18 protein-coding genes are annotated in these 21,084 nt (G+C 42.5%); 5 read left to right on the top strand and 13 right to left on the bottom strand.

Going from position 1 to position 21,084, the window contains the following annotated elements; all coding sequences use genetic code 11:
- Nucleotides 1-41: 41 nt before the first annotated feature.
- From M1F14_RS00815 to soxR, 7 genes are all read right to left on the bottom strand, one after another.
- The gene (locus M1F14_RS00815) at nt 42-938 is read right to left on the bottom strand and encodes a transporter (RefSeq protein WP_048608771.1); all 897 of its coding nucleotides are present in this window, start codon (nt 936-938) and stop codon (nt 42-44) included.
- 72 nt (nt 939-1,010) lie between these two features.
- Nucleotides 1,011-2,624, bottom strand: coding sequence for an NAD(P)/FAD-dependent oxidoreductase (locus M1F14_RS00820; protein WP_042848461.1), 1,614 nt, complete (start codon nt 2,622-2,624; stop codon nt 1,011-1,013).
- 3 nt (nt 2,625-2,627) lie between these two features.
- Entirely contained in the window at nt 2,628-3,410 is a 783-nt protein-coding gene (locus tag M1F14_RS00825) for a cyclase family protein (RefSeq protein WP_042848463.1), read from the bottom strand.
- Between the two features lie 14 nt (nt 3,411-3,424).
- Complete coding sequence (locus M1F14_RS00830; RefSeq protein ID WP_225833164.1) at nt 3,425-3,961, bottom strand: flavin reductase family protein; 537 nt, start codon at nt 3,959-3,961, stop codon at nt 3,425-3,427.
- A gap of 14 nt (nt 3,962-3,975) precedes the next feature.
- Complete coding sequence (locus tag M1F14_RS00835) at nt 3,976-5,220, bottom strand: styrene monooxygenase/indole monooxygenase family protein (RefSeq protein WP_048608776.1); 1,245 nt, start codon at nt 5,218-5,220, stop codon at nt 3,976-3,978.
- Between the two features lie 35 nt (nt 5,221-5,255).
- Complete coding sequence (locus tag M1F14_RS00840) at nt 5,256-6,041, bottom strand: SDR family oxidoreductase (RefSeq protein ID WP_042848466.1); 786 nt, start codon at nt 6,039-6,041, stop codon at nt 5,256-5,258.
- Between the two features lie 233 nt (nt 6,042-6,274).
- Nucleotides 6,275-6,772 carry a redox-sensitive transcriptional activator SoxR gene (gene soxR / locus M1F14_RS00845; protein ID WP_048608778.1) on the bottom strand — a complete coding sequence of 166 codons (498 nt, stop codon included), beginning with the start codon at nt 6,770-6,772 and terminating at the stop codon, nt 6,275-6,277.
- 99 nt (nt 6,773-6,871) lie between these two features.
- On the opposite strand from soxR, the gene M1F14_RS00850 reads away from it, so the two are divergent.
- Genes M1F14_RS00850 through M1F14_RS00865 form a run of 4 tightly spaced genes read left to right on the top strand, consistent with a single transcriptional unit; the run spans nt 6,872 to nt 11,716 of the window.
- The gene (locus M1F14_RS00850; protein ID WP_042848469.1) at nt 6,872-7,300 is read left to right on the top strand and encodes a DoxX family protein; all 429 of its coding nucleotides are present in this window, start codon (nt 6,872-6,874) and stop codon (nt 7,298-7,300) included.
- 12 nt (nt 7,301-7,312) lie between these two features.
- Nucleotides 7,313-8,422, top strand: coding sequence for an efflux RND transporter periplasmic adaptor subunit (locus M1F14_RS00855; RefSeq protein WP_042848470.1), 1,110 nt, complete (start codon nt 7,313-7,315; stop codon nt 8,420-8,422).
- A 10-nt stretch (nt 8,423-8,432) separates the two neighbouring features.
- Nucleotides 8,433-11,537 (top strand): MexW/MexI family multidrug efflux RND transporter permease subunit, encoded by a 3,105-nt coding sequence (locus M1F14_RS00860; protein ID WP_042848472.1) that lies wholly within the window; start codon nt 8,433-8,435, stop codon nt 11,535-11,537.
- Nucleotides 11,534-11,716 carry a hypothetical protein gene (locus M1F14_RS00865; protein ID WP_042848473.1) on the top strand — a complete coding sequence of 61 codons (183 nt, stop codon included), beginning with the start codon at nt 11,534-11,536 and terminating at the stop codon, nt 11,714-11,716. The genes M1F14_RS00860 and M1F14_RS00865 overlap by 4 nt, the downstream gene beginning before the upstream one ends.
- Before the next feature lie 52 nt (nt 11,717-11,768).
- Here M1F14_RS00865 and arnT read toward each other — a convergent pair whose 3' ends face one another.
- The 6 genes from arnT to M1F14_RS00895 all read right to left on the bottom strand — a co-directional run bounded on the left by arnT (nt 11,769) and on the right by M1F14_RS00895 (nt 20,637).
- Nucleotides 11,769-13,412, bottom strand: a complete 1,644-nt coding sequence (gene arnT / locus M1F14_RS00870; RefSeq protein WP_181469046.1) for a lipid IV(A) 4-amino-4-deoxy-L-arabinosyltransferase — start codon at nt 13,410-13,412, stop codon at nt 11,769-11,771.
- Between the two features lie 397 nt (nt 13,413-13,809).
- Entirely contained in the window at nt 13,810-15,084 is a 1,275-nt protein-coding gene (locus tag M1F14_RS00875) for a bifunctional O-acetylhomoserine aminocarboxypropyltransferase/cysteine synthase (RefSeq protein WP_042848476.1), read from the bottom strand.
- A 296-nt stretch (nt 15,085-15,380) separates the two neighbouring features.
- Nucleotides 15,381-16,640 carry an aromatic amino acid transport family protein gene (locus M1F14_RS00880; RefSeq protein ID WP_042848477.1) on the bottom strand — a complete coding sequence of 420 codons (1,260 nt, stop codon included), beginning with the start codon at nt 16,638-16,640 and terminating at the stop codon, nt 15,381-15,383.
- A gap of 278 nt (nt 16,641-16,918) precedes the next feature.
- On the bottom strand, nt 16,919-18,277 hold the full coding sequence (gene dcuC, locus M1F14_RS00885) for an anaerobic C4-dicarboxylate transporter DcuC (RefSeq protein WP_042848478.1): 1,359 nt from the start codon (nt 18,275-18,277) through the stop codon (nt 16,919-16,921).
- Between the two features lie 319 nt (nt 18,278-18,596).
- Nucleotides 18,597-19,052 (bottom strand): regulatory protein RecX, encoded by a 456-nt coding sequence (locus M1F14_RS00890; protein ID WP_042848480.1) that lies wholly within the window; start codon nt 19,050-19,052, stop codon nt 18,597-18,599.
- A gap of 127 nt (nt 19,053-19,179) precedes the next feature.
- Nucleotides 19,180-20,637 (bottom strand): DUF4026 domain-containing protein, encoded by a 1,458-nt coding sequence (locus M1F14_RS00895; RefSeq protein ID WP_042848481.1) that lies wholly within the window; start codon nt 20,635-20,637, stop codon nt 19,180-19,182.
- 256 nt (nt 20,638-20,893) lie between these two features.
- On the opposite strand from M1F14_RS00895, the gene M1F14_RS00900 reads away from it, so the two are divergent.
- Nucleotides 20,894-21,076, top strand: coding sequence for a hypothetical protein (locus M1F14_RS00900; protein ID WP_042848482.1), 183 nt, complete (start codon nt 20,894-20,896; stop codon nt 21,074-21,076).
- Nucleotides 21,077-21,084 lie beyond the last annotated feature (8 nt).

A 21,084-nucleotide genomic window follows, 5' to 3' on the forward strand; every position in this document is an offset into this window, starting at 1 on the left:
GCTATTTTAACACGGTGTAGGGCTTTAATTTATTATACTCGTTAGAATGGAATGGCCGCTTTTAAATAAATTTGCGATCCTTCTGGGCGGTTTCTCACTTCAAAATCTTTTTCCCATTTAGCCGTAAATAACCAGCCTTGAGGGTTGGCATAACGAATGGATGGCCCTATCGAATAGGCTCGGGCTTTTCCTTGTGCTGAATTTGGCCCACTATCATTTGTTGTTTGCATAAAAGCATACCCGCCAATCCCTGCAACCCAACCATTTCCAAAGCCCCAGCCTAAGCCATAATCAGCATGAAATGCTTGGCCTGAACGTGTTTTTGTATCGTTATTACGGAAGTTAAAATCATACATCATTTTTAAATCGGCATTCACACCAATTGGGGGAATATAACTTATTGCCCAGACAGGCTGTAATGCCCAGTAATTTTTCCCCAGACTTGATGGGTCAGTTTTACTGTATTTCCCTGTTGGGGCGTAGGCATCTAACCCCACCACATAGTGTAAATCTGCCGATGGATGAAAACCTAAGGCTGGTCCAAATGTCACATCGCCAAGGCCACGGCTGTTGTCTTTCTGACCTGCTGCCTTTGCGGTAACATCCAATAATGGCACAATCGTATGGAAAGCTAAGTCACCACCAAACACTTTTTGGTCTGTCACCCAAATCAGCCTTGGCGCTAATACATTCACATTTACACTAAAACCAGGCACAGGGATTTTATCCCCTTTGTTATCGCGAATACTGTCATAATGCGCATTTCCACCATACATCAGTACATGGACACCTTGTGGTGGTAGCGCCCCTGACATAAAGTTTTCGAGACCATCGGGATAAACACCTAATCCACCACCTTCGGTAGCGACCGCACCAAATGAAAGAATACTGAGACACGAACCTGCAACAAGCCTACTGATTATTTTTGTTTTCATCATATTTCCTGCCATAGTGGGTTGTCTTACTGTGTGTGCTTTGCCTGCGATAGTACAAATCCATTGCTGATTTATTTATGTCCTACGTTTGACTGCCAATTTTTGTGCAACAAGGTAACCAGAGCCACCACCAAGCCCGGGGCCGGGATGTGTTGATGCGCCAATATGAAAGAGATTTTTTACTGCTGTTTGATGTGCTTTTGTTTGCCCCGTCGCCGCAAAAGGGCGTAACCAAAAGAATTGGTCTGGTGAGCAAGTCCCTGAGTAAGGATCACCGCCGACGAGATTGCAGTTATAGCGTTCAAGATCAGCTGGAGAAATCGCTTTACGGCCGACAATCAGTGAAGAGAACCCCGGCATAACTTGTTCTAAACGCTGCTGTATCCGATCAGCTACTGCTTCACGCACTTGCTCATTCCACTTTCCATCTTCTGGAATTGAAATTTCACCAGCACTATCACCTTTTAAGGTGCGAGGAAGCTCCTGCATTTGAACCCATAAAATCCACCCTCCATCGGGGGCTCTGCTTGGGTCAAGCGCTGTCGGCTGACCAATACCAAACGTCGGTTTATCAGGTAAGTAACCGTTATTCGCTTGGGCCACAGACAAACAAACCTGTTCCATACTTTCCGTAAAATGAACCAAAGGAACATGAAGAAGCTCAGGGTTACACCAAGGAGGAGGAGCACTCAGTGCAAAATGGATTTGCATCCCCGCACGCCCATAACGATAACCGTTTGACCTTTGCTTTATTTGTGGGGAAACATTATCAAGCAATACGCCATATAACTGAGTCGGGGTAACATTGCATATCACGCTCTCTGAAGCGCTAATGTCCTGCCCATTAGCCCTAACCCCTGTTGCTCGGCTATTCTTCCCGAGGCCTTGAGTAATAATTTTTTCAACGTGCATCCCTGTTTTGAGCTGCCCACCATGGGCTTCGATGACCTTCGAAAACGCCTCAACAATGCGCTCGCTCCCACCTTTTACAACAGGCATACCACCAGCAACTACCGCTGCAAATGTGAGTTTCCCAATTAGCGCAGAACTCGCTTCATCAGGCCCTAACCCTGTATGTAATACCCAAGGCGCCATTAAAGCTCGGCTAAAATCATGTTGTAGCTCACGCTCAGACCAACGGCGAAAGCTTTCTATTCCAGACTTAGCAAAATCCAATAACCCATCTACACCTCGTTTGCGCCATTGCGAAAATAATAATTTCAACATGCCCGCACTGTATGGGTTTTGACCTAATAAACCAAATGTCAGTGCTGCGTCTTGGTTAAATAGCGTCTCTGCCATTTTACGAAATGCCGTACCGTCTCCCGGTGCTAAACTATCAAGTTGCTTTGCTGCTTCAGCAATATCGCGCTTTAATGCAACAGACTGACCATCTGGCTGAACTAACCCTGTCGAATAATCACATTGGCAAAACTCTAAACCATATTTTTTTAAATAAGGTTCGAGTTCCTGATAACCGGGACTGCCTACGAATAACGAATACCAGCAAGACAGTAAGTCGTGGGTATACCCCTCAAATAAATTTTCAGTACGAATGCAGCCCCCTAAGCGGTCATTACGCTCTAGAACCAGTACTGATTTACCGCGTACCGCCAATAAGGCGGCACACATTAATGAGTTCATCCCGCTGCCAACAACAATGACTTGAGGGTGAGAGTGTGTTGTCATAAATCACCCCACCAGCGCTAGTACACGTAATGGGCTACCTGAGCCCCCTTCAATTTTTAAAGGAGCGGCAACAATGACGACGCCAGTTGCAGGTAATTTATCGAGGTTTTTTAAACATTGCAGGCCATATTTATTGCTGCCATGCATCAATGTGTGACAGGGATATGCAATTGGCCAGCGATAAGATTGCCCTGCATCAGTATTAATAGTCTCAACACCAAACCCTTTCACATCACGCTCATGAATCAACCACTCAACCGCTTCTTGCGATGGTCCGGGTGTGTGTGCACCATCTTCGTGCATATTTACATATTCCACAGGGTTATCGGCCTTTTTTGACCAATCCGTCCGAAATAATACCCATGCCCCTTTTGGGATTTTGCCGTGTTTGTGTTCCCATTGTTGTAGAAACTCTACCGTCAGTACCCAATCTGCATTGTTAGCCACTTCTTGGCTGGCATCGACCACAACCGCTGGTGCCACAAAATTTTCGACAGGGATCGTATCTACGGTATTATTGGCTTGGTCCTTGCCGCTTATCCAATGAATTGGTGCATCAAAATGGGTTCCTGTATGTTCCCCACAACTAAAATTATTCCAATACCACCCAGGGCCGTTATCATCGTAGCGGGAAATTTGTTCCATACTAAATGACCATACTTGCCCAAATTGTTCGGGTAACTGCAAGGCAGGAAACGATGGGGATAATGTCTGCGTCAAGTCAACAACGCGAATATTGCCCTGTTGCAATTCTTTTACGAATGTCATCAATGCTGGCTGGTTCATAATCTCTCCTACACCTAAAGGGCTTCATGTAAAGCGGTAAACGTGCCACCATGGAAAACCAGCGGCTTACCTGTTTCACTGCTAATCCGCCGAACATGTCCCACCATTAATAGGTGATCACCGATATGGTCTTGTTTATGATTTTCGCAAACTAAGGTGGCTATCGCGCCATGTAGCGCGGGGACACCTTCTGGCGTTACATGGGTCGCCACATCTGCAAATTTATTTTCGATGCGTGGGTTAGCAAAACGCATGGCCAGTTCTTGGTGCTCTTTACCTAAAATATTGATAGTGAAATGACGGCAATCACGAAACACAGATAAATTTGGTGAATGGTTAACTAGGCTCCATAACACCAATGGTGGGTCGAGTGATAACGATGCAAATGAGTTAATTGTTAACCCAACGTCACGGCCATCCGCTGCACGTGTGATCACAACCGCGACCCCTGTTGGATAACAACCGAGTAAATTGCGCAAGGCTTTAGGTTCAAATTCGGTATGGCCCCATTCCCTATCACACATGAATGTATCCTCTGCAATCATAGACATATTGGACTCCCCTTTTAGGCTCGAGCTTCTTCCATCATTTGTGATTGGATGTAAGCCTCGCAAGCTGCCCCATCTTTCCACCAAGGAAATAAGACTGGTGGGTAGTTGAATGCATTAGCGATAGTATGTGAGAGAGATGGCAACTGTTGAGCGGCATCCAAGAGATGTAAAATATGCGGTTCAGGAGGAGCCAATAAAGAGTTTGTCCACTCAACAACATAGCGACCATATTTCCAGAATTGTTCGAAAGTGTCGTTCATCCACTGGGCGGTATAAGGTTTATCTCCATGCGCTAAGATAGCGTCATAGTAAACTTTGCTGGCTTTCGTCGCATTGTTTGAACCTTGCCCTGTCAACGGGTCATTGGTGACTAGCGCATCACCTAAGCCGAACACAATTTTACCTGATGGCAGCGTTAACACGGGCTTACGCACTGTCGGCGCAAATCGTCCCGCTAGAATACCGTTATCATCTGTTAGCTCAATGTTATGGCAGCGCTCCCCTTCCCATGGTAAATAGGTGTTAAGGATCTTTTTACTGTAAGCCAAATGTTCTTGGGGAGTACGCGCCTCGTTCCATTGGTCCATTGGCCCACCGGGGACCCCTTCAAAGACCATAATGTGGCAATCACCGCTGTTCGTCAGAGAAGGGAATACGAAATATTCACCAACTCCAGGGATCAAGTTAAATGAAACTTGTGAATATTCAGGGGTTGGTAACATGCCGTGGACATAGGTCAATGCCAAAGCTCGCTGAGGTTTATCATACGGCGAACGGGTTTCATCACGCTCAAGGAGCTTGACTATTTCACCTTTGCCCCCTGCTAATATTACTAAATCATGGGTTTCCGCTAGGCGTTCGAGCTCTGCAATACCCACATCTTCAATACGTAAATTACCGCCACGAGCCGCAAATAGCTCCATCCAATATGGCATTTTGATACGCTGATCAACGGCTTGCGCATAGTTATCTAAGCGAGACCGCCATGTGATGGCTTTTTCACCCGCTTTTTCTGGATGTGGAACCGTAAAACCAATACCTTCAACGGGTGGGCAATCTTCTTCCCAAAAATTTAGCCCTAAATCACGCTCAAATTGTAGTGAAATATCGAACATGCACTGGCTCGACATCACACGGCCTTTTTTCACATCATCTGGCGTACGGTTTGTTGCAACTGTGACTTCATAGCCTTTATCGAGCAAGCCTAAAGCTAATGGCATACCCGCTTGACCACCACCTACGATAGCAATACGACGCATAGTATTTTCCTCTGCAAAGTCTTTAATATGGTGTCTTATTCAGCAAGACGGGGAATTGCGGGTTTAGCCTGTTCGGGTCCCATAGCCGAGTAACCGCCATCAACGGCGTAATCTGCGCCAGTGACAAAGCTCGCTAGGTCAGAAAGAAGGAACGCGACAACTTGAGCAACTTCTTCAGGGTCGCCAACGCGTTTTAATAAGTGGTAATCCGCAGCTACGCGGTCTGTTTTTTGCCGGTTGCCCCCCGTTATTTCATCCATGACACGAGACCAAGTCCAACCCGGTGACACAGAGTTCACACGGACCCCGTCCTGCGCATAATCCATCGCTTGGCTACGAGTGACCTCTAACATAGTGGCTTTAGATGCGGGATATAACCAACGACCAGTTTGCGCAACGCTAGAAGAGATACTGGTGAAATTAACTATCGCCCCTTTACCCGACTTCGCTAAATGAGGTTTGGCAAACTGAGCCGCCATGACGGCACTGACAACATTAATATTTAAGGCAGTTAGCCAATCTTGCCTTGTGGATGACTGGCCTTCATCAAGATAAGTGGCGGCCAGATTAACTAAAAAATCGAGTTGACCATATTTTTGCGCAACACGGTCAATTCCCTGCTTAAGCTGCTGATCATCGGTAATATCTACTGGAAGAAAATCAATATTCGGCTCATTTTGAACAACTTTTTCACCATTCACTGCATCAATATCAAAAATAGTGACCGTCACGCCGTAATCGCTCAATATTTTCGCCACGGTTGCACCAATTTTGGTCGCACCTCCGGTAACGATGGCAATTTTACTATTTAAACCTCTCATCTTCGGCATCCTCTTTTTTACTCTCATTTAATTACAATGATTTCACAAAAAATTAACATGACGAATAATTACGCAAAAATAGCCAAAAGCTGTAGCCGATGGACGCAAAAATTATCCATTCAGTGCGGCAATTTAAATAATAATGTGTTGATATACCTAAACAAATAGCCACTTTTTGCAGTGGCTATCCAAATGGTGAGAAATGTGATGGGATGCAAGTAAGGGGAAATGACTTATGGGCGTTCCAAAATTCGTGCGCCGGGGCCTCTTTTTCCCAATACATCATCAGGGTTGCGAAGCGGGCAATCACTCAGTGATAAACAACCACAGCCAATACAATTATCTAATTCATTGCGCAAACGAGTTAACTGCCTGATCCGCTTATCTAAAGAAGAGCGCCACTGGGTGGACATTTCTTTCCATTGTTCCGATGTGAGTGAACTATTCGCAGGAAAACGCCCCAAAGCTTCTTGAATTTCATGTAGTGGTATCCCCGTACTTTGCGCAACTTTAATGATGGCAATATAACGCAGAACCACAGAGTGAAAACGTCGTTGATTTCCTTGCGTGCGTGTACTTTGGATCAACCCTTTTGACTCGTAAAAATGAACTGTCGACACCGCCACACCAGCACGTTTAGCTACCTCACCAACGGTTAATGCCCTTGTAAAATCTATTTTTTTTCCACTTTCTTTGCGTGGTTTTATCGCTTTCGTGTCTTTCTCTGTCATTTTTGCGTCCCTTAGCTTGACCTCAACTTAACTTAAGGTTTTATAGTACCACCCTGCAAGTTTGTCAATTGACATTATTTTTTTAAAGGGGATAGGTTTATGCCATCGGTGATCACCAAATTGTTAGAAAGCAACAGCTTATGGATTATTGCTCGTTTGCTGATCTTGGTTTTATTTATTTCATCTGGTTTAGCCAAAGTTTTTGATTATGAGAATAGCCTTGCCGAAATGCGTGCTGCCGGTCTGCACCCGGATTGGTTTTTCAATATCGCATCTGCTTTTGTCATGTTAGCCGCTTCCGTTCTGGTGCTTTTCAACCGCCTTTTATGGCTTGGAACTGGTGCTCTAGCCGTATTTTTGTTTCTCACTATTGTGATTGTTCATACCTTTTGGAGCTATACAGGGGAAGAAGCCAAAATCGCTATGTTTTGGGCGATTGAGCATATTTCAGTCATCGGTGGCTTAATCGCTGTCGCTATTGCAGGGCATTTTCGAGGTCTTTATTTCGCGTTAAAAACGCAGAAATAGAAGGAAAATCTAATGAATAAAAAAACAATAATCATACTGTGTTCAATTTTAATTGCTGCAGGGGGCGGTAGTGCTATCTATTCTACCTATGCACAAAATGAAGATAATAAACAAGCTGCTTACCAGTACCCTCCCGTTAAAGTCGCGTTAGCCCCAGTCAGTTTAAACACGGCTCCACGAACTTTCTACGGAGTAGGTGAACTTGAAGCAGGAAGCCAAGTGCTAGTGGCAGCTGAAACCAGTGGCCGCATAACTAAAATTGCTTTTGGATCTGGTCAGCAAGTCAAAAAAGGCCAGCTATTAGTGCAACTCAATGATGCGGTTGAGCAAGCCGATTTATCGCGTTATCAAGCACAGTTGCGTAATGCTGCTCGTTTATACGAAAGAACCCGTTCCCTCGCAACACAGCATTTAGTCGCAGAAGCTCAAGTTGATAGTACACGGGCGGAACGCGATATCGCTCAAGGTTTGATCCGTCAAACCCAAGCTCTGATTGCGCAAAAAACCATCGTCGCACCTTTCGATGGCACAATAGGTATTCGCCAAGTACACGAAGGGCAATATTTGAGCCCCGGAGAAACTGTCGCTAGCCTTGTCAATACGAAAACATTAAAGCTCAATTTTTCATTAGATGAGCAGGCATCCCCCGAACTCCATCTGGGGCAGATTGTCGATATTACTGTCGATGCCTACCCAAATAAAACATTCCCAGCTCGGATCACTGCCATTGACCCATTAATCGGCAAATCTCGCACTATTGCCTTACAAGCAACATTAGACAATAGCGATGGGACACTGAAAGCTGGCATGTACGCCAATGTCAATGTGGTGCGCCAAGTCAGCAATCAAGTCCTCACCATCCCAGAAACTGCGGTTACTTATACTGCCTATGGCGATACCGTATTCATTACGCAAGGCGAAGGCAGCGCCATGACAGTTAAACGCGTTTCGGTGAAAACGGGGCAACGTTGGGATGGAAAAATAGAAATAGAGCAAGGGTTAACTGCCGACGATAAAGTCGTGACTTCAGGGCAATTACGCTTAAACGATGGTTCTGCGGTGACACCTGTCGCACAAGACACCTTGTCTGAACCAATGACTCCGACCGTTCAAGGTTCTTAAGGAAGGCGCAATGAAATTTACTGATATTTTTGTTCGCCGGCCTGTCTTAGCTCTGGTCGTCAGCGCACTTATCGTGTTAATTGGCTTATTTGCACTAAGCAAGCTACCTATTCGCCAATATCCACAACTTGAAAGTGCAACTATTACCATTACGACACAATACCCCGGGGCATCAGCAAAGCTGATGCAAGGTTTTGTGACGCAACCTATTGCCCAAGCGGTTTCCTCAGTCGAGGGGGTCGATTATCTATCCTCATCCTCAGTACAAGGTAGCAGCCTTGTCACTGTACGAATGGAACTTAATCGAGACTCTACCCAAGCCCTTGCTCAAGTAATGGCTAAAGTAAACCAAGTTCGTTATAAGTTACCGAAAGAAGCTTATGACCCTGTTATTGAGCTTTCTTCTGGGGAATCCACCGCAGTTGCCTATATTGGCTTTTCCAGTACTAATTTATCGATACCGGCGCTAACGGATTATATCTCCCGCGTTATTGAGCCGATGTATTCCTCTATTGACGGCGTCGCCAAAGTCCAAGTTTTTGGTGGGCAACAACTTGCTATGCGTTTATGGCTTGATGCCGATAAGCTTGCAGGGCGAGGGCTAACAGCCGCCGACGTCGCGCAAGCTGTGCGCCAAAATAACTACCAAGCAGCTCCCGGAAAAATTAAAGGTGAATTCGTTATTTCTAACGTTTATGTCAATAGCGACCTCACTAATGTTGATGAATTCCGTGATCTGGTGATCCGAAATGATGGTAATGGATTAGTCCGCCTGAAAGATGTAGGAACCATTGAACTGGGCGCTTCATCCACTGAAACAAGTGGTTTGATGAATGGGGAGCCGGCTATTTACCTTGGTTTGTTTGCGACACCAACGGGGAACCCGTTAGTGATTGTTGATGGCATGAATCAATTAATGCCTGATATCACTAAAACCTTACCTCCGGGTGTTAAAGTGGAAATGGCATTTGAAACTTCACGCTTTATTAAAGCCTCTATTGACCAAGTGATCAGCACCTTAATTGAAGCCTTGCTTATTGTCATTGTGGTTATTTACCTGTGTTTAGGCTCAATTCGCAGTGTCATCATTCCAATCTTAGCCATTCCGTTATCAATGTTAGGCGCAGCCGCACTGATGATGGCTTTCGGCTTTAGTGTTAACTTACTCACCTTGCTAGCAATGGTACTCGCTATTGGGCTCGTTGTGGATGACGCTATCGTTGTTGTCGAAAACGTTCATCGCCACATTGAGGAAGGGAAATCCCCTGTTTTAGCTGCATTAATTGGGGCTCGTGAAGTTGCAGGCCCTGTGATCGCGATGACCATTACCTTAGCCGCGGTATACGCCCCAATCGGCTTGATGTCAGGTTTAACTGGCGCGTTATTTAAAGAGTTTGCTCTAACGCTAGCAGGCGCAGTGATTGTCTCAGGTATTGTGGCGTTAACCCTTTCCCCTGTGATGAGCTCTTTCATGCTCAATTCAAAACAAAACGAAGGGCGCATGGCGCGAATGGCTGAAACGTTCTTCAGTACGTTAGCTCATTACTATACTATTGTATTGAATTTTTCTTTGAAAAACCGTTGGTTAACAGGTGTTATTGCAGTTGCGGTCTTTATCAGTTTGCCCCTACTTTACCAATCTGCCCCGCGTGAATTAGCCCCTGTTGAAGACCAATCTAGCGTATTAACCGCTATTAAATCGCCACAACACGCTAACCTAGAGTATGTTGAACGTTTCTCACGTAAATTACATGATGTTTTCATGGAGTTACCGGAAACAGAAAGCACATGGATTATTAACGGCACTGATGGCCCTTCCGCTAGTTTTGGGGGAACAAACCTCTCCTCATGGGAACAACGCGAGCGCCCTGCGTCGGCTATCCAAGCTGACTTACAAGGACGTGTTGGAGATGTTGAAGGAAATAGTATCTTTGTCTTCCAGTTACCTGCATTGCCGGGCTCAACAGGGGGACTACCGGTGCAAATGGTACTACGAAGCTCACAAGATTATTCCGTGCTTTACAAAACCATGGAAGAGATCAAACAGCAAGCGCGTGAAAGTGGGTTATTTATGGTGGTGGATAGCGACCTTGACTATAACAACCCAGTGGTTGAAGTCCGCATTAATCGTTCAAAAGCAAATAGTTTGGGGATCAGGATGCAAGATATTGGTGAATCCCTGACTTTATTAGTGGGTGAAAACTATATCAACCGCTTTGGAATGGATGGGCGCTCCTATGATGTGATCCCACAGAGTATTCGCAGCCAACGACTAACCCCTGACGCACTGTCACGGCACTATGTAAAATCAGAAGCGGGAACGATGATCCCACTGTCAACTGTCGTAGATATCAATACGCAAGTTGAACCCAATAAGCTCACGCAATTTAATCAACAAAATGCGGCTATTTTCCAAGCAATTCCGGCTCCGGGAGTCACACTCGGCCAAGCAGTTGCTTATTTAGATGGCATTGCAAGTGAACTACCTGCCGGCTTCAGCCATGACTGGCAATCCGATTCGCGCCAATATAAACAAGAAGGTAACACCCTCGCCTTTGCCTTTATGGCGGCGCTCATCATCATTTATTTAGTTTTAGCTGCCCAATATGAAAGTTTAGTCGACCCACTGATTATTTTGATCACTGTTCCTTTATCTATTTGTGGAGCCTTGATCCCACTCGCGCTGGGTTATGCAACGTTGAATATTTATACCCAAATTGGCTTAGTGACATTAATCGGTTTAATCAGTAAACACGGCATATTAATGGTGGAATTTGCGAATGAGTTACAGGCCAATGAAGGTTTGGACAAACGCCATGCTATCCTCAAAGCAGCACAAATTCGCTTACGCCCAATCCTAATGACAACAGCAGCGATGGTCATTGGTTTAGTACCTTTGTTATTCGCGACAGGGGCAGGCGCCAATAGCCGCTTTGGATTAGGTTTGGTGATCGTAACAGGGATGCTAGTTGGCACGTTATTTACTTTATTTGTTCTGCCCACCATATATTCATTACTTGCCCGTAATCATAGTGCGACTGCACTGACACCAAGGCGTTATGAGCTTGCTGAAGCTAACCGCCTGATAAAAGAAACAGAGGAGGCTTCTCAATGAGCAATACGTTATCTGGTCGTTACCAAAGAAATAGTCGAACTGCGGATACAGTGGAAGTCGATGCAAATACAATGAGTAATAGTATGACAATGTTATTAATTTACCATGGGCTACCCCCTGTAATAGGGAAAAACCACCCGACAGGCAACAACCCTCACGGGAATAAGCCAACTCGCTAATCAGGCGATTAAATATAAATGGTATTACATTCCATGTAATACCATTTTTCTATTAACCCTCGTAGAAAGCGAAAACTAAGTTCCCCTCACGAATTATAATTGGGTTACCAGGAAGAGCATCAATGATCTCTTTTTGTGAACCATCTACCACCACCGCGACATTCTTATAGTGATTATTTTTTAATAAACCGGGTAACTGCCCTAAGCTATAAAACCGATTAATAGCATCAGGGTATTTTAACCCATAGCTTAATTCACCAGTTTGGTGAAGCATCGTAATATCACTACGCTTTAGTACCCATGCTAAAGCTGTCCCTAACCCAACATTATTTGTCAGTAATATCGATTTGTTTTCTAACTGTTTATGGTATTTTTCAATTACATTTTGAGGCGTGTTATTACTTTCAACGCGATAAGGGATCACATGGCCGACACTCAAACTGATTGCCACGGTGCAAGCCGCAGCGAAGTACCAAAACCGTTGCTTAAAAGAAACCAATGCCACTAATAACCAGCAGATAAAAGCGACGGCGGCCAACCATAATTTGTTACTTTCATCTGCCTGATAAATGTTAATTTTAGGTATATAAGGAGAAGCAATAATTAATGCCGCGGCAGCCCCACCGACCAATAGGTTAATAATGGCATTTAAGCGGATAGCGGTTGTTTTTTTCTCAGCCCGTACTTTTTCAATGTAAGCCGCCATTAAAATGGCAACCGGTGCAATGCAAGGTAAAATATAGGTTAGTAGCTTGCCTTTTGTGATGCTAAAAAATACAAATGGGGCGATAAACCACAATAAAAAGTAAAGGTAAATCCCTTTTTGCCGCCAAGCATAATGTATAGCCCCAAAAAGATAACCCAACCATGGTAAAACAGCAGCAAGTAATATAGGAATATAAAACCAAAATGGTGATTTGTTCTGTGCGTTGTCCGCCATAAAGCGTTGAATATGCTCAACCCAGAAGAAGTAATTCCAGTAGTCAGGCTCACGGCTAGCAATCACAAATGCCCAAGGTAAACAGATAACAAATGCCGTAAAGATTGACACAAAAGAAAAAACAAAGACTTCTTTGAATTGCTTAAAGTACACCGCGGCAAGAGAACAAACTAAAACAGGTAATACAAGCACTAAAAAGCCTTTCGTCAGAACCCCTAGTCCACAAGCCACCCCCATCATAATAAAAGCGCATAATCGATGAGAAAAACGTTGTGTGGTTAGACCCCATTGGAAAAAGAAAATCACCATCGTAATAAAAGCGGTGACTATCGGGTCTAGAATATTGTAGGTGCCTATCGTAAACACCATAAGCATCGAAAGGTAAATAAAGGCAGCGTTAAATGCGATACGTGCATTTTTCCATGACATTTTAGCGCTGAGATAAACAAATAACCCACTGACCAAAGTGCTAAAGACAGCGCCAAGGCGCACGGACACATTATTTTCACCAAATAACATTTGAAACAGTGCCCCAACCCAATAGCCAAAAATCGGTTTTTCGAAGTAACGAATATCAAGAAGTTCAGGCACACTCCAGTTATAGCTAATAATCAGTTCCCGGCTAATTTCGGCATAACGTAACTCGTCAGGCTGCCATAGCAACCTACCGTTTAACGGTAAAAAATAGGTCACTAAGATAAACCCAAATAGTAAGCACCACTTAAGGTAGGCAACTTTATTGTTTGCCATAATCATTTTTTCTCAACCATTCTTGTTATTGATATTTAATATCTTTTAGCTTATTCGCTTTAAATAAACACTTTTTACTGACTATTTAGTTATTATCGTTATGGCAATTAAACCCCGTTTAAACAAATCAAAAGTTAATTTGTATCAGGCTGATTCTTGGTAAACAATCCATAAATAGAAATTATATTTCATCAATAATAAATAGATAAGAATTGAACATTAAGGTTAAAACCTTACAGGGCCGTTCAGTTTTTCAAAATACTATATAAAACTAATTATTAATATAAAAATAAGAACTAATACAACAAACAAAACGAGTGTCATCTTTTTTGGATAATAAAAAAGAAAAAACTGGTTATGATTTTACTTTACCATAACCAGTTTTTATCAAGTTTTACACCAATTATCTTGCCGCAACTAATGCCTGTTCAAGGTCAGCTAAAATATCATCAATATGTTCTATACCGATAGATAAACGGATCATATCCCGCGATACGCCTGCCTGTGCGAGTTCAGCATCATTTAATTGGCGATGCGTTGTGGACGCCGGATGGCAAGCTAATGATTTAGCATCACCAATGTTCACTAATCGTACAATCAGTTGCAGTGCATCAATAAAACGTGCTCCTGCTTCTTGGCCACCTTTAATACCGAAAGACATTATACTTGCCGGCTTTCCGTTCATATATTTCTGCGCTAAACCGTGCTCTGGATTGCTTGGTAAACCTGCATATTTCACCCATTCAACTTGTGGGTGCTTTTCAAGGAAATTAGCCACTTTTAATGCATTTTCTGTATGCCTATCCATTCTTAATGCTAGTGTTTCTAAGCCTTGTAAGATTAAAAATGAATTAAATGGCGACAACGCCGCCCCAGTTCCACGTAAAGGCGCAACACGGCAGCGAGCAATAAAGGCGGCAGCACCAAAGTGCTCTGTATAGCTTACACCATGATAAGCCACATCAGGCTCTATCAATAAAGAAAAGCGATTTGGATGCTCTGCCCAAGGGAATTTCCCTGAATCGATAACCATCCCGCCAAGTGATGTCCCATGACCACCAATATATTTAGTCAATGAATGAACCACAATATCCGCACCATGTTCAAAGGGACGGCATAAGTATGGGGTTGCCACTGTGTTATCGACAATCAGTGGAACACCATGGCGGTGAGCAACTTCGGCTAATGCGGCGATATCAACAATAAACCCTGCCGGATTGGAAATTGACTCACAAAAAACTGCGCGGGTTTTATCATCAATCAGCGCTTCAAGTGCGGCTAAATCATCATGCTCCGCAAAACGAGTTTCAATCCCTAAACGTGGTAACGCGTGGGCCAATAAGTTATATGTGCCACCGTACAATTTTGCGACGGAAACAATGTTATCACCTGCCTGCGCAATAGTTTGGATGGCATAAGTAATAGCTGCCATACCGGAAGCAACAGCCAGCCCAGCTACACCGCCTTCTAATGCTGCGACACGCTGTTCTAAAACATCATTTGTTGGGTTCATGATGCGTGTATAAATATTCCCCCCGACTTTTAAGTCGAAAAGGTCAGCGCCGTGCTGAGTGTCATCAAATGCATACGATGTAGTTTGGTAAATTGGAACCGCAACAGACTTGGTTGTTGGGTCTGGAGAGTAGCCCGCGTGAATCGATAATGTTTCTAATTTCATTTGTTATCCTTGTTATGACGCACTGGAAAACACGGCCAGAAGAGATAATTATAAGTGGGTTCTATGCTGTGATATCAATAGATATTACCTAAGACTATATACTAGGCAACTATTTGAACTTGAAATTATTTCATATAGATTAGTCTACACTCCATGCCTTAGAACGCTTTGCACCGCTCAACGCCGATAATTAATCACATAAGGTATTATTCTTATAATCTATTTCTTATTCATATAAAAAAAAGCCACAACCCATTGAGATTGTGGCTTTTTAAAACGAATCGAATTACCCGCGATTATTGAAATGCACCATAAATAACAGAAGTAATGGACGCTAATCCGCAGACAAAAGTGAATATTTGTGCTGGCTTTGACGTACTAAATTTTTTCATTGCAGGAACAATATTCATCGATACCACCGGTAGAATGAACAGGATAGCCGCGATCATTGGCGCCCCCATCGTTTCAATCATACCTAAAATGCTTGGGTTACGAATAGTGACGATCCATGTTGTTATCACAATAAATAACATAGATGCTGTCTCAATTTTCCTAACTGAGAAAGAAGAGCGGGATTTAATTAACCCAACTAAACCTTCGTGGGCACCTAAGAAGTGACCAAAATAGCTAGAAACAATCGCCGCAAAAGCAACAATCGGCCCTAAGTAAGACAAAATTGGTGATGGATTGATATTAGCAATATGCGATAACACGCTAATGTTCTCTTGCTTGGCAATTTCCAGTTCTGCTGGGCTTAAAGATAACACCACAGAAAAAACAAAGAACATCACAAAGCCTGTTAACATTAAGGCTGCACCACCTGTGATCATATCAGTTTTGACGATTGCCTTGTCACCAAATTGTTGACGTTGGTCTTTGGTAAATTGGCTGATAATCGGGCTATGGTTAAATGAAAATACGATCAGTGGGATAGCCATCCAAACTATAACTGGCATTGCACTCCAATCAGGCGACACTTCTAGCATCGACATATTCCACTCAGGGATTAAATATAAAGACAATGCTAATAAGATGAAAACTAATGGGTAAACCATCAAAGAAGTGAGTTTTAACATGAGGTCACGACCAAACACCACCCCTGCTGTCATTGCCGAAATCAACACACCTGACAGTAACCAACGCGGAGGTTGCGCCATGCCAAGCTGATTGACAATAAAAGAATCAACGGTATTGGTGATACCCACGCCATAAATTAATACAATTGGGTAAATAGCAAAGAAATAAGCAAAGGTAATGATATTTGCCCCAACTTTACCAAAGTGCTCTTCTACAGTATCAGTAATATCCGCATTCGGATTTTTTGCAGACAAAACAAAACGCGCTAACCCTTTATGTGCTAGCCAAATCATTGGGGTAGCAATTAATGCCAACACAACTAATGGCCAAAAACCCCCAGCACCTGCTTTAATAGGTAAGAATAAAACCCCTGCCCCTACGGCTGTTCCAAATAAAGAAAGTACCCATGTAAAATCCTTATACGTCCATTTACTTACTGGCTTATCCGTTGTAACCACTGTTTTTTCTATTGTGCTCATCTTGTATTCTTCATCATTAACGTTATTAAAATCAGATGCGCCGATTTTGCATGAAGTTAGTAAGACCGCCTAATTTAATTTACCTATTTTGTTCAACTTTTTGGCGTAGATCTCGTTAATAACGTCAAATAAAAAAACTCAATGTAATTCCTCTGTAAAAATCCTTTTTAGCTTGTGATTAAAATAATAAATTTTGCATCTAAAGAATTTAATTTTAAATGTGATAAAAAAATGGCTGAACTACCAGCTCAGCCATTTACATAAAAAATAGGTTGGGTTTATAGATAGACAGGAACTAAAATTTCAGTTGCAATGACCACAACAATTAAGCCAACTAGCACTGGAATTGACGTTCTTTTTACCACTTCAAACGGTGAAATTTTAGCCATCCCAGACACCGCAACGACGACACCTGAAACAGGTGATAATGTGCGCCCCAAGTTAGAAGCTTGTAACATTGGGATCACCAAATAAGCTGGGTTGACGCCCATCTGTTTTGCTAGATGTGGAATTAATTCGACAAAGGCATAAAACGGTGCATTACCAGACCCTGTCGTCATTGCAGCTAGCATTGTAATAATTACCAATGCAATCATCATGACAATCGCGCCCGAACCAAATGATTGTGCTAGGTCAATAAGCCCTTTGATAAAACCAATAGTACTTAAACCTTGTGCGAATACACCCGCCGCAACTAATAACATAACCACTGTAGCAAAGGCTTCAGCCATCCCTTTATAACAAACCTCTAAGCCACCATAGACGTGTTTTGCACTGAAACTACGAATGAATTCAATAACAGCAGCTAAAATAATACAACCAACAATGATTGTAACTATGTGCAGTTCAGGCGCCCACTTACCATCAAATACTAATACACCAATAATCGGAGTGAATGGTAAAATGGCATAAAAAGAAGGCGCATGAGTTTTGATTTCATTGACGTCAAGCATTTCCATTTTGACGTTTTCTTTTCTATCTAGATAACGCTGCCAGAAGAAATGTGCGATAGACATAGCAACAATTGCAGCAATAGAAATCGGCAAAGTCACTTTAAATGCAAAATCAACTAATGGCATTTCAGCAGCTTGCGCCGCTAAAATAACGTCACCTGAAGTCGGTGCCAGAATAATTGCCGCTGGTGAAGCACAAATTGCCGCCGCTGCACCACGGCTAATCCCGACATTCACCATCACGGGGAACAAGGTTGCCATCAATAACACCCCAAGACCAGTCGCAGAGGAAACCGCCAGCGACATCAAGCAAGCAACAATATAAGCCGCTACCATTAATAAATATGGCGAGTTGATCATTTTTAGCGGTTTTGATGCAATTTTAACAACCACATCATTGGCACCAATATGGGTCATGTAAGATGCAAACCCACATAGCACCATAATCATCATACCAAGGTCACCACCTCGGCTCATTAATAGGAATTTTATGTATTCCAAAATGTCTGTTGTACGCCACCCCGTCGTAGGAACAGAACTTGGTAAAATACTTTTGCCCATAATAGCGGTAATGATCAGAAGTAAAATCCCCCCTGTCATTAGCACGCCCGTTGCCGAATACCCTTTTATGATATAGCGCCCAACTCCAATGGCGACAATAACGCCGATTAAGAGCTCAATCATTTGTTTCTCCTGCCTGTCTCATTTTGTAATTATAAAAAATCACTCTGCCTAATAGTTAAGCAAAATTCACTGACAATGATCATGCCAGACGATATTTTTTAATATAGATATGAATAAAAACACAAGATAAAGAAATAATAAATCTTTTATAGAAGAGATTTTCTAGCGGATTTTACCAATTACCCTCTTCAGATAGGTAGAACAGACTAGATTAGGTTAAAAAAAAGAAATTGATGTATATGCGGATACCAATGGGTTCGTCATCAAGATAGCTAATCAAATACAGAAAACCTGCATTGATATTAAAATCAGGAAACAATCAACTAAACAGTTCGTAAATCATATCGCCAAAAAAACCTCGATATTGTAAATAACGGATCTGTTTACTCTTTTCTTTAAAATCTTGGGGTAGGTCATCACCAAATTTTTTGCTGCGTACCAATGCCGCTTTCTCAAACCAATCCACATCAACATCAGCAAAATGTTTTTCAACTAAAGCTTCAGAAAAGCCTTTTTGACGCATTTCTTGCTTAATTCGCAACGGACCATAACCTTTGCGAATATAGCCCTGCATTAATAGTGCCACCACCCGATCATCATCAAGAAAGTGTTGCTCACTGAGTCGTTCAAGGGCTTTTTCAATCAACGATTCATCAATAATACCTTCATTTTTCTCATACATCCGTCGTTTCATACGGCTAAATAACTCAGCTTTACCGTAGTCACGGCGAGAAAGCATAAACAGGGCATATTGGTACAGGTCAGATTCATTCATAGTGTCAAACTATCATCATTAAATTGGGCACTTTACGCGCCCAGTCTAACACAAACCTTTGTACTCTAAATAATCCAAGGCATATATAGGCAACAAGCTTCGCCCATGTGACTTGCAGTCTAACGAATTAGTGAACTTGCGCGCCACTCAGTAGCTTGTATATCGTATCCGGCGTGTAACTTCCATCTTGGAAATAAATTGTCCAATCCGTAATATCATCACGGGTTAATGGATAAGTTTCCCCTTCTTGCATATCTTTCACATAAAAAGGATGGTTAATTAATCGGCCTTCAAACTGGTCACCATTCCAAGAAATTGGCTCAAACCACATATGTTCGTGCCCATCATAATCCTCTTCCGCATCATGATAACCAATGCCACATTTCACTAAGAAACGCCATTCAGTATCAGCTTCATCATCGTTTTTGCCTAAAAACTTCGCAAAAAAACCTTTCTTTTGAGTGACAGGTTTTGGACCATAATTATCTAACATGTGGGTGAAATACTCCCAGCGCAGCTTCGCTTTACGGGACATATCCGCCGTTTCTTCGTCTGTGCGCATAAACATCATCGCATTTTGATCTTCAAACCCTTCAAAGAAACTCTCTAATACTGGGTTTTCTTGTGTAACACGGAACAGCATGACTGACGGGTGCTGATGAGACTCATCCCTGTCGTGCCAATCCCCCATAAAACGCTCAGAAGTTGCATCACCAAACTCAAAATTCATTTCTTCTAATGGCTTTAAGTTATCAATAGGCGTTGATTTACCGACATGAAGCAACCCTTCCTCAAATGGCAATGCCACCAGGTATTCGTAACCTGATTGTGTTTGCCCAATAAAAATTGGCTCGTTAAAGACGATTTTACCGTGTGTAATACTGTTGTTCACAAAGCTCCAGAATAATTCTGGGATACCATAATAAGATGCGATTGGGTGTGGAATAATAATTTCAGCTTCAGACAACCCACAACGGGCTAAACCATGGGTATGGAACCAATACATGGTTGGTGCGCGCTCTTCTTCCGGTTTATTTTCATTATCTTCTTGGTCATAAATAGCGTGCACAACATATAAAGAATCAATGCTTGGCATTAAATCATCTATTAATTGAAAATTAAGCCACTCACGAGTAAACACTTTCCCTGCTGCCGAAATATCCAGCCCTAAGAGTAAATCAGGCACTAAGATTTGAATGATTTTCAGTTGTTGAAGGTAGCTGACTAACGGCTGCTCTTTGAATAAACATTCCACAATCACCGCTTGAGGAGCCGAACTCGCCTCCGCGTATAATTCTGGACTAATAGGGTCTGTCGCAAAATATGGGTTGATCGTATATTCAGGGTCGCTATCTACCAATGAAATATAGAAACGCAATTCCTCTTCACCTTTTTTACAGCTAAAAAAGAAACCGTCTTCATCTGGAATATAGTCTACTTCTCCATCCGTAAAATAGGTTTGTTCTTCTAAACGCTGCTCAAGTAACGAAGATGTCAATTCAGAACCTGGAATAGCGACCATCATAGATGCTTCTTTTTCGCCTTCACCTGCTGCAGTATCAAGGTAATATTGTTTATTGTTCATTTTAAGACCTATTAATAAGTGACTTTAGCGAGGATATCAGCTTATATTCATTAAGAATATTGTGAATATTCTTAACAAATTCAGATTGTGATTTGATCCTTTATATTGTAACTAAGTAAACCAATAATCATTATTCGATAATAATTTATTCTACTTTTCATACGCTATTGGCTGAGGCACAATGACCTCCTTTCTCTGACTTGCTTCGTATTGATGAGGCAAAAGAACTAATTTCTATCTATATAGGTGTGAGAATATGATTGACCTGACAGAAGCACAAAAAGAATACATTGACGAACTCGCAATGCAGCGTGTTTACAATATGAATAGCGACGAAGTATTCGTACATGCTTTAGAACAAAAAATCCATCAAATGGAAGATCACTTAAAAGCCTATTTTCATGAACGTGTTAAGTTTCACCAACAGAATAAAAAATAATCTTTTAC

This window comes from Providencia sp. PROV003, from assembly GCF_045040775.1.
GTDB classification, from domain to species: domain Bacteria; phylum Pseudomonadota; class Gammaproteobacteria; order Enterobacterales; family Enterobacteriaceae; genus Providencia; species Providencia huashanensis.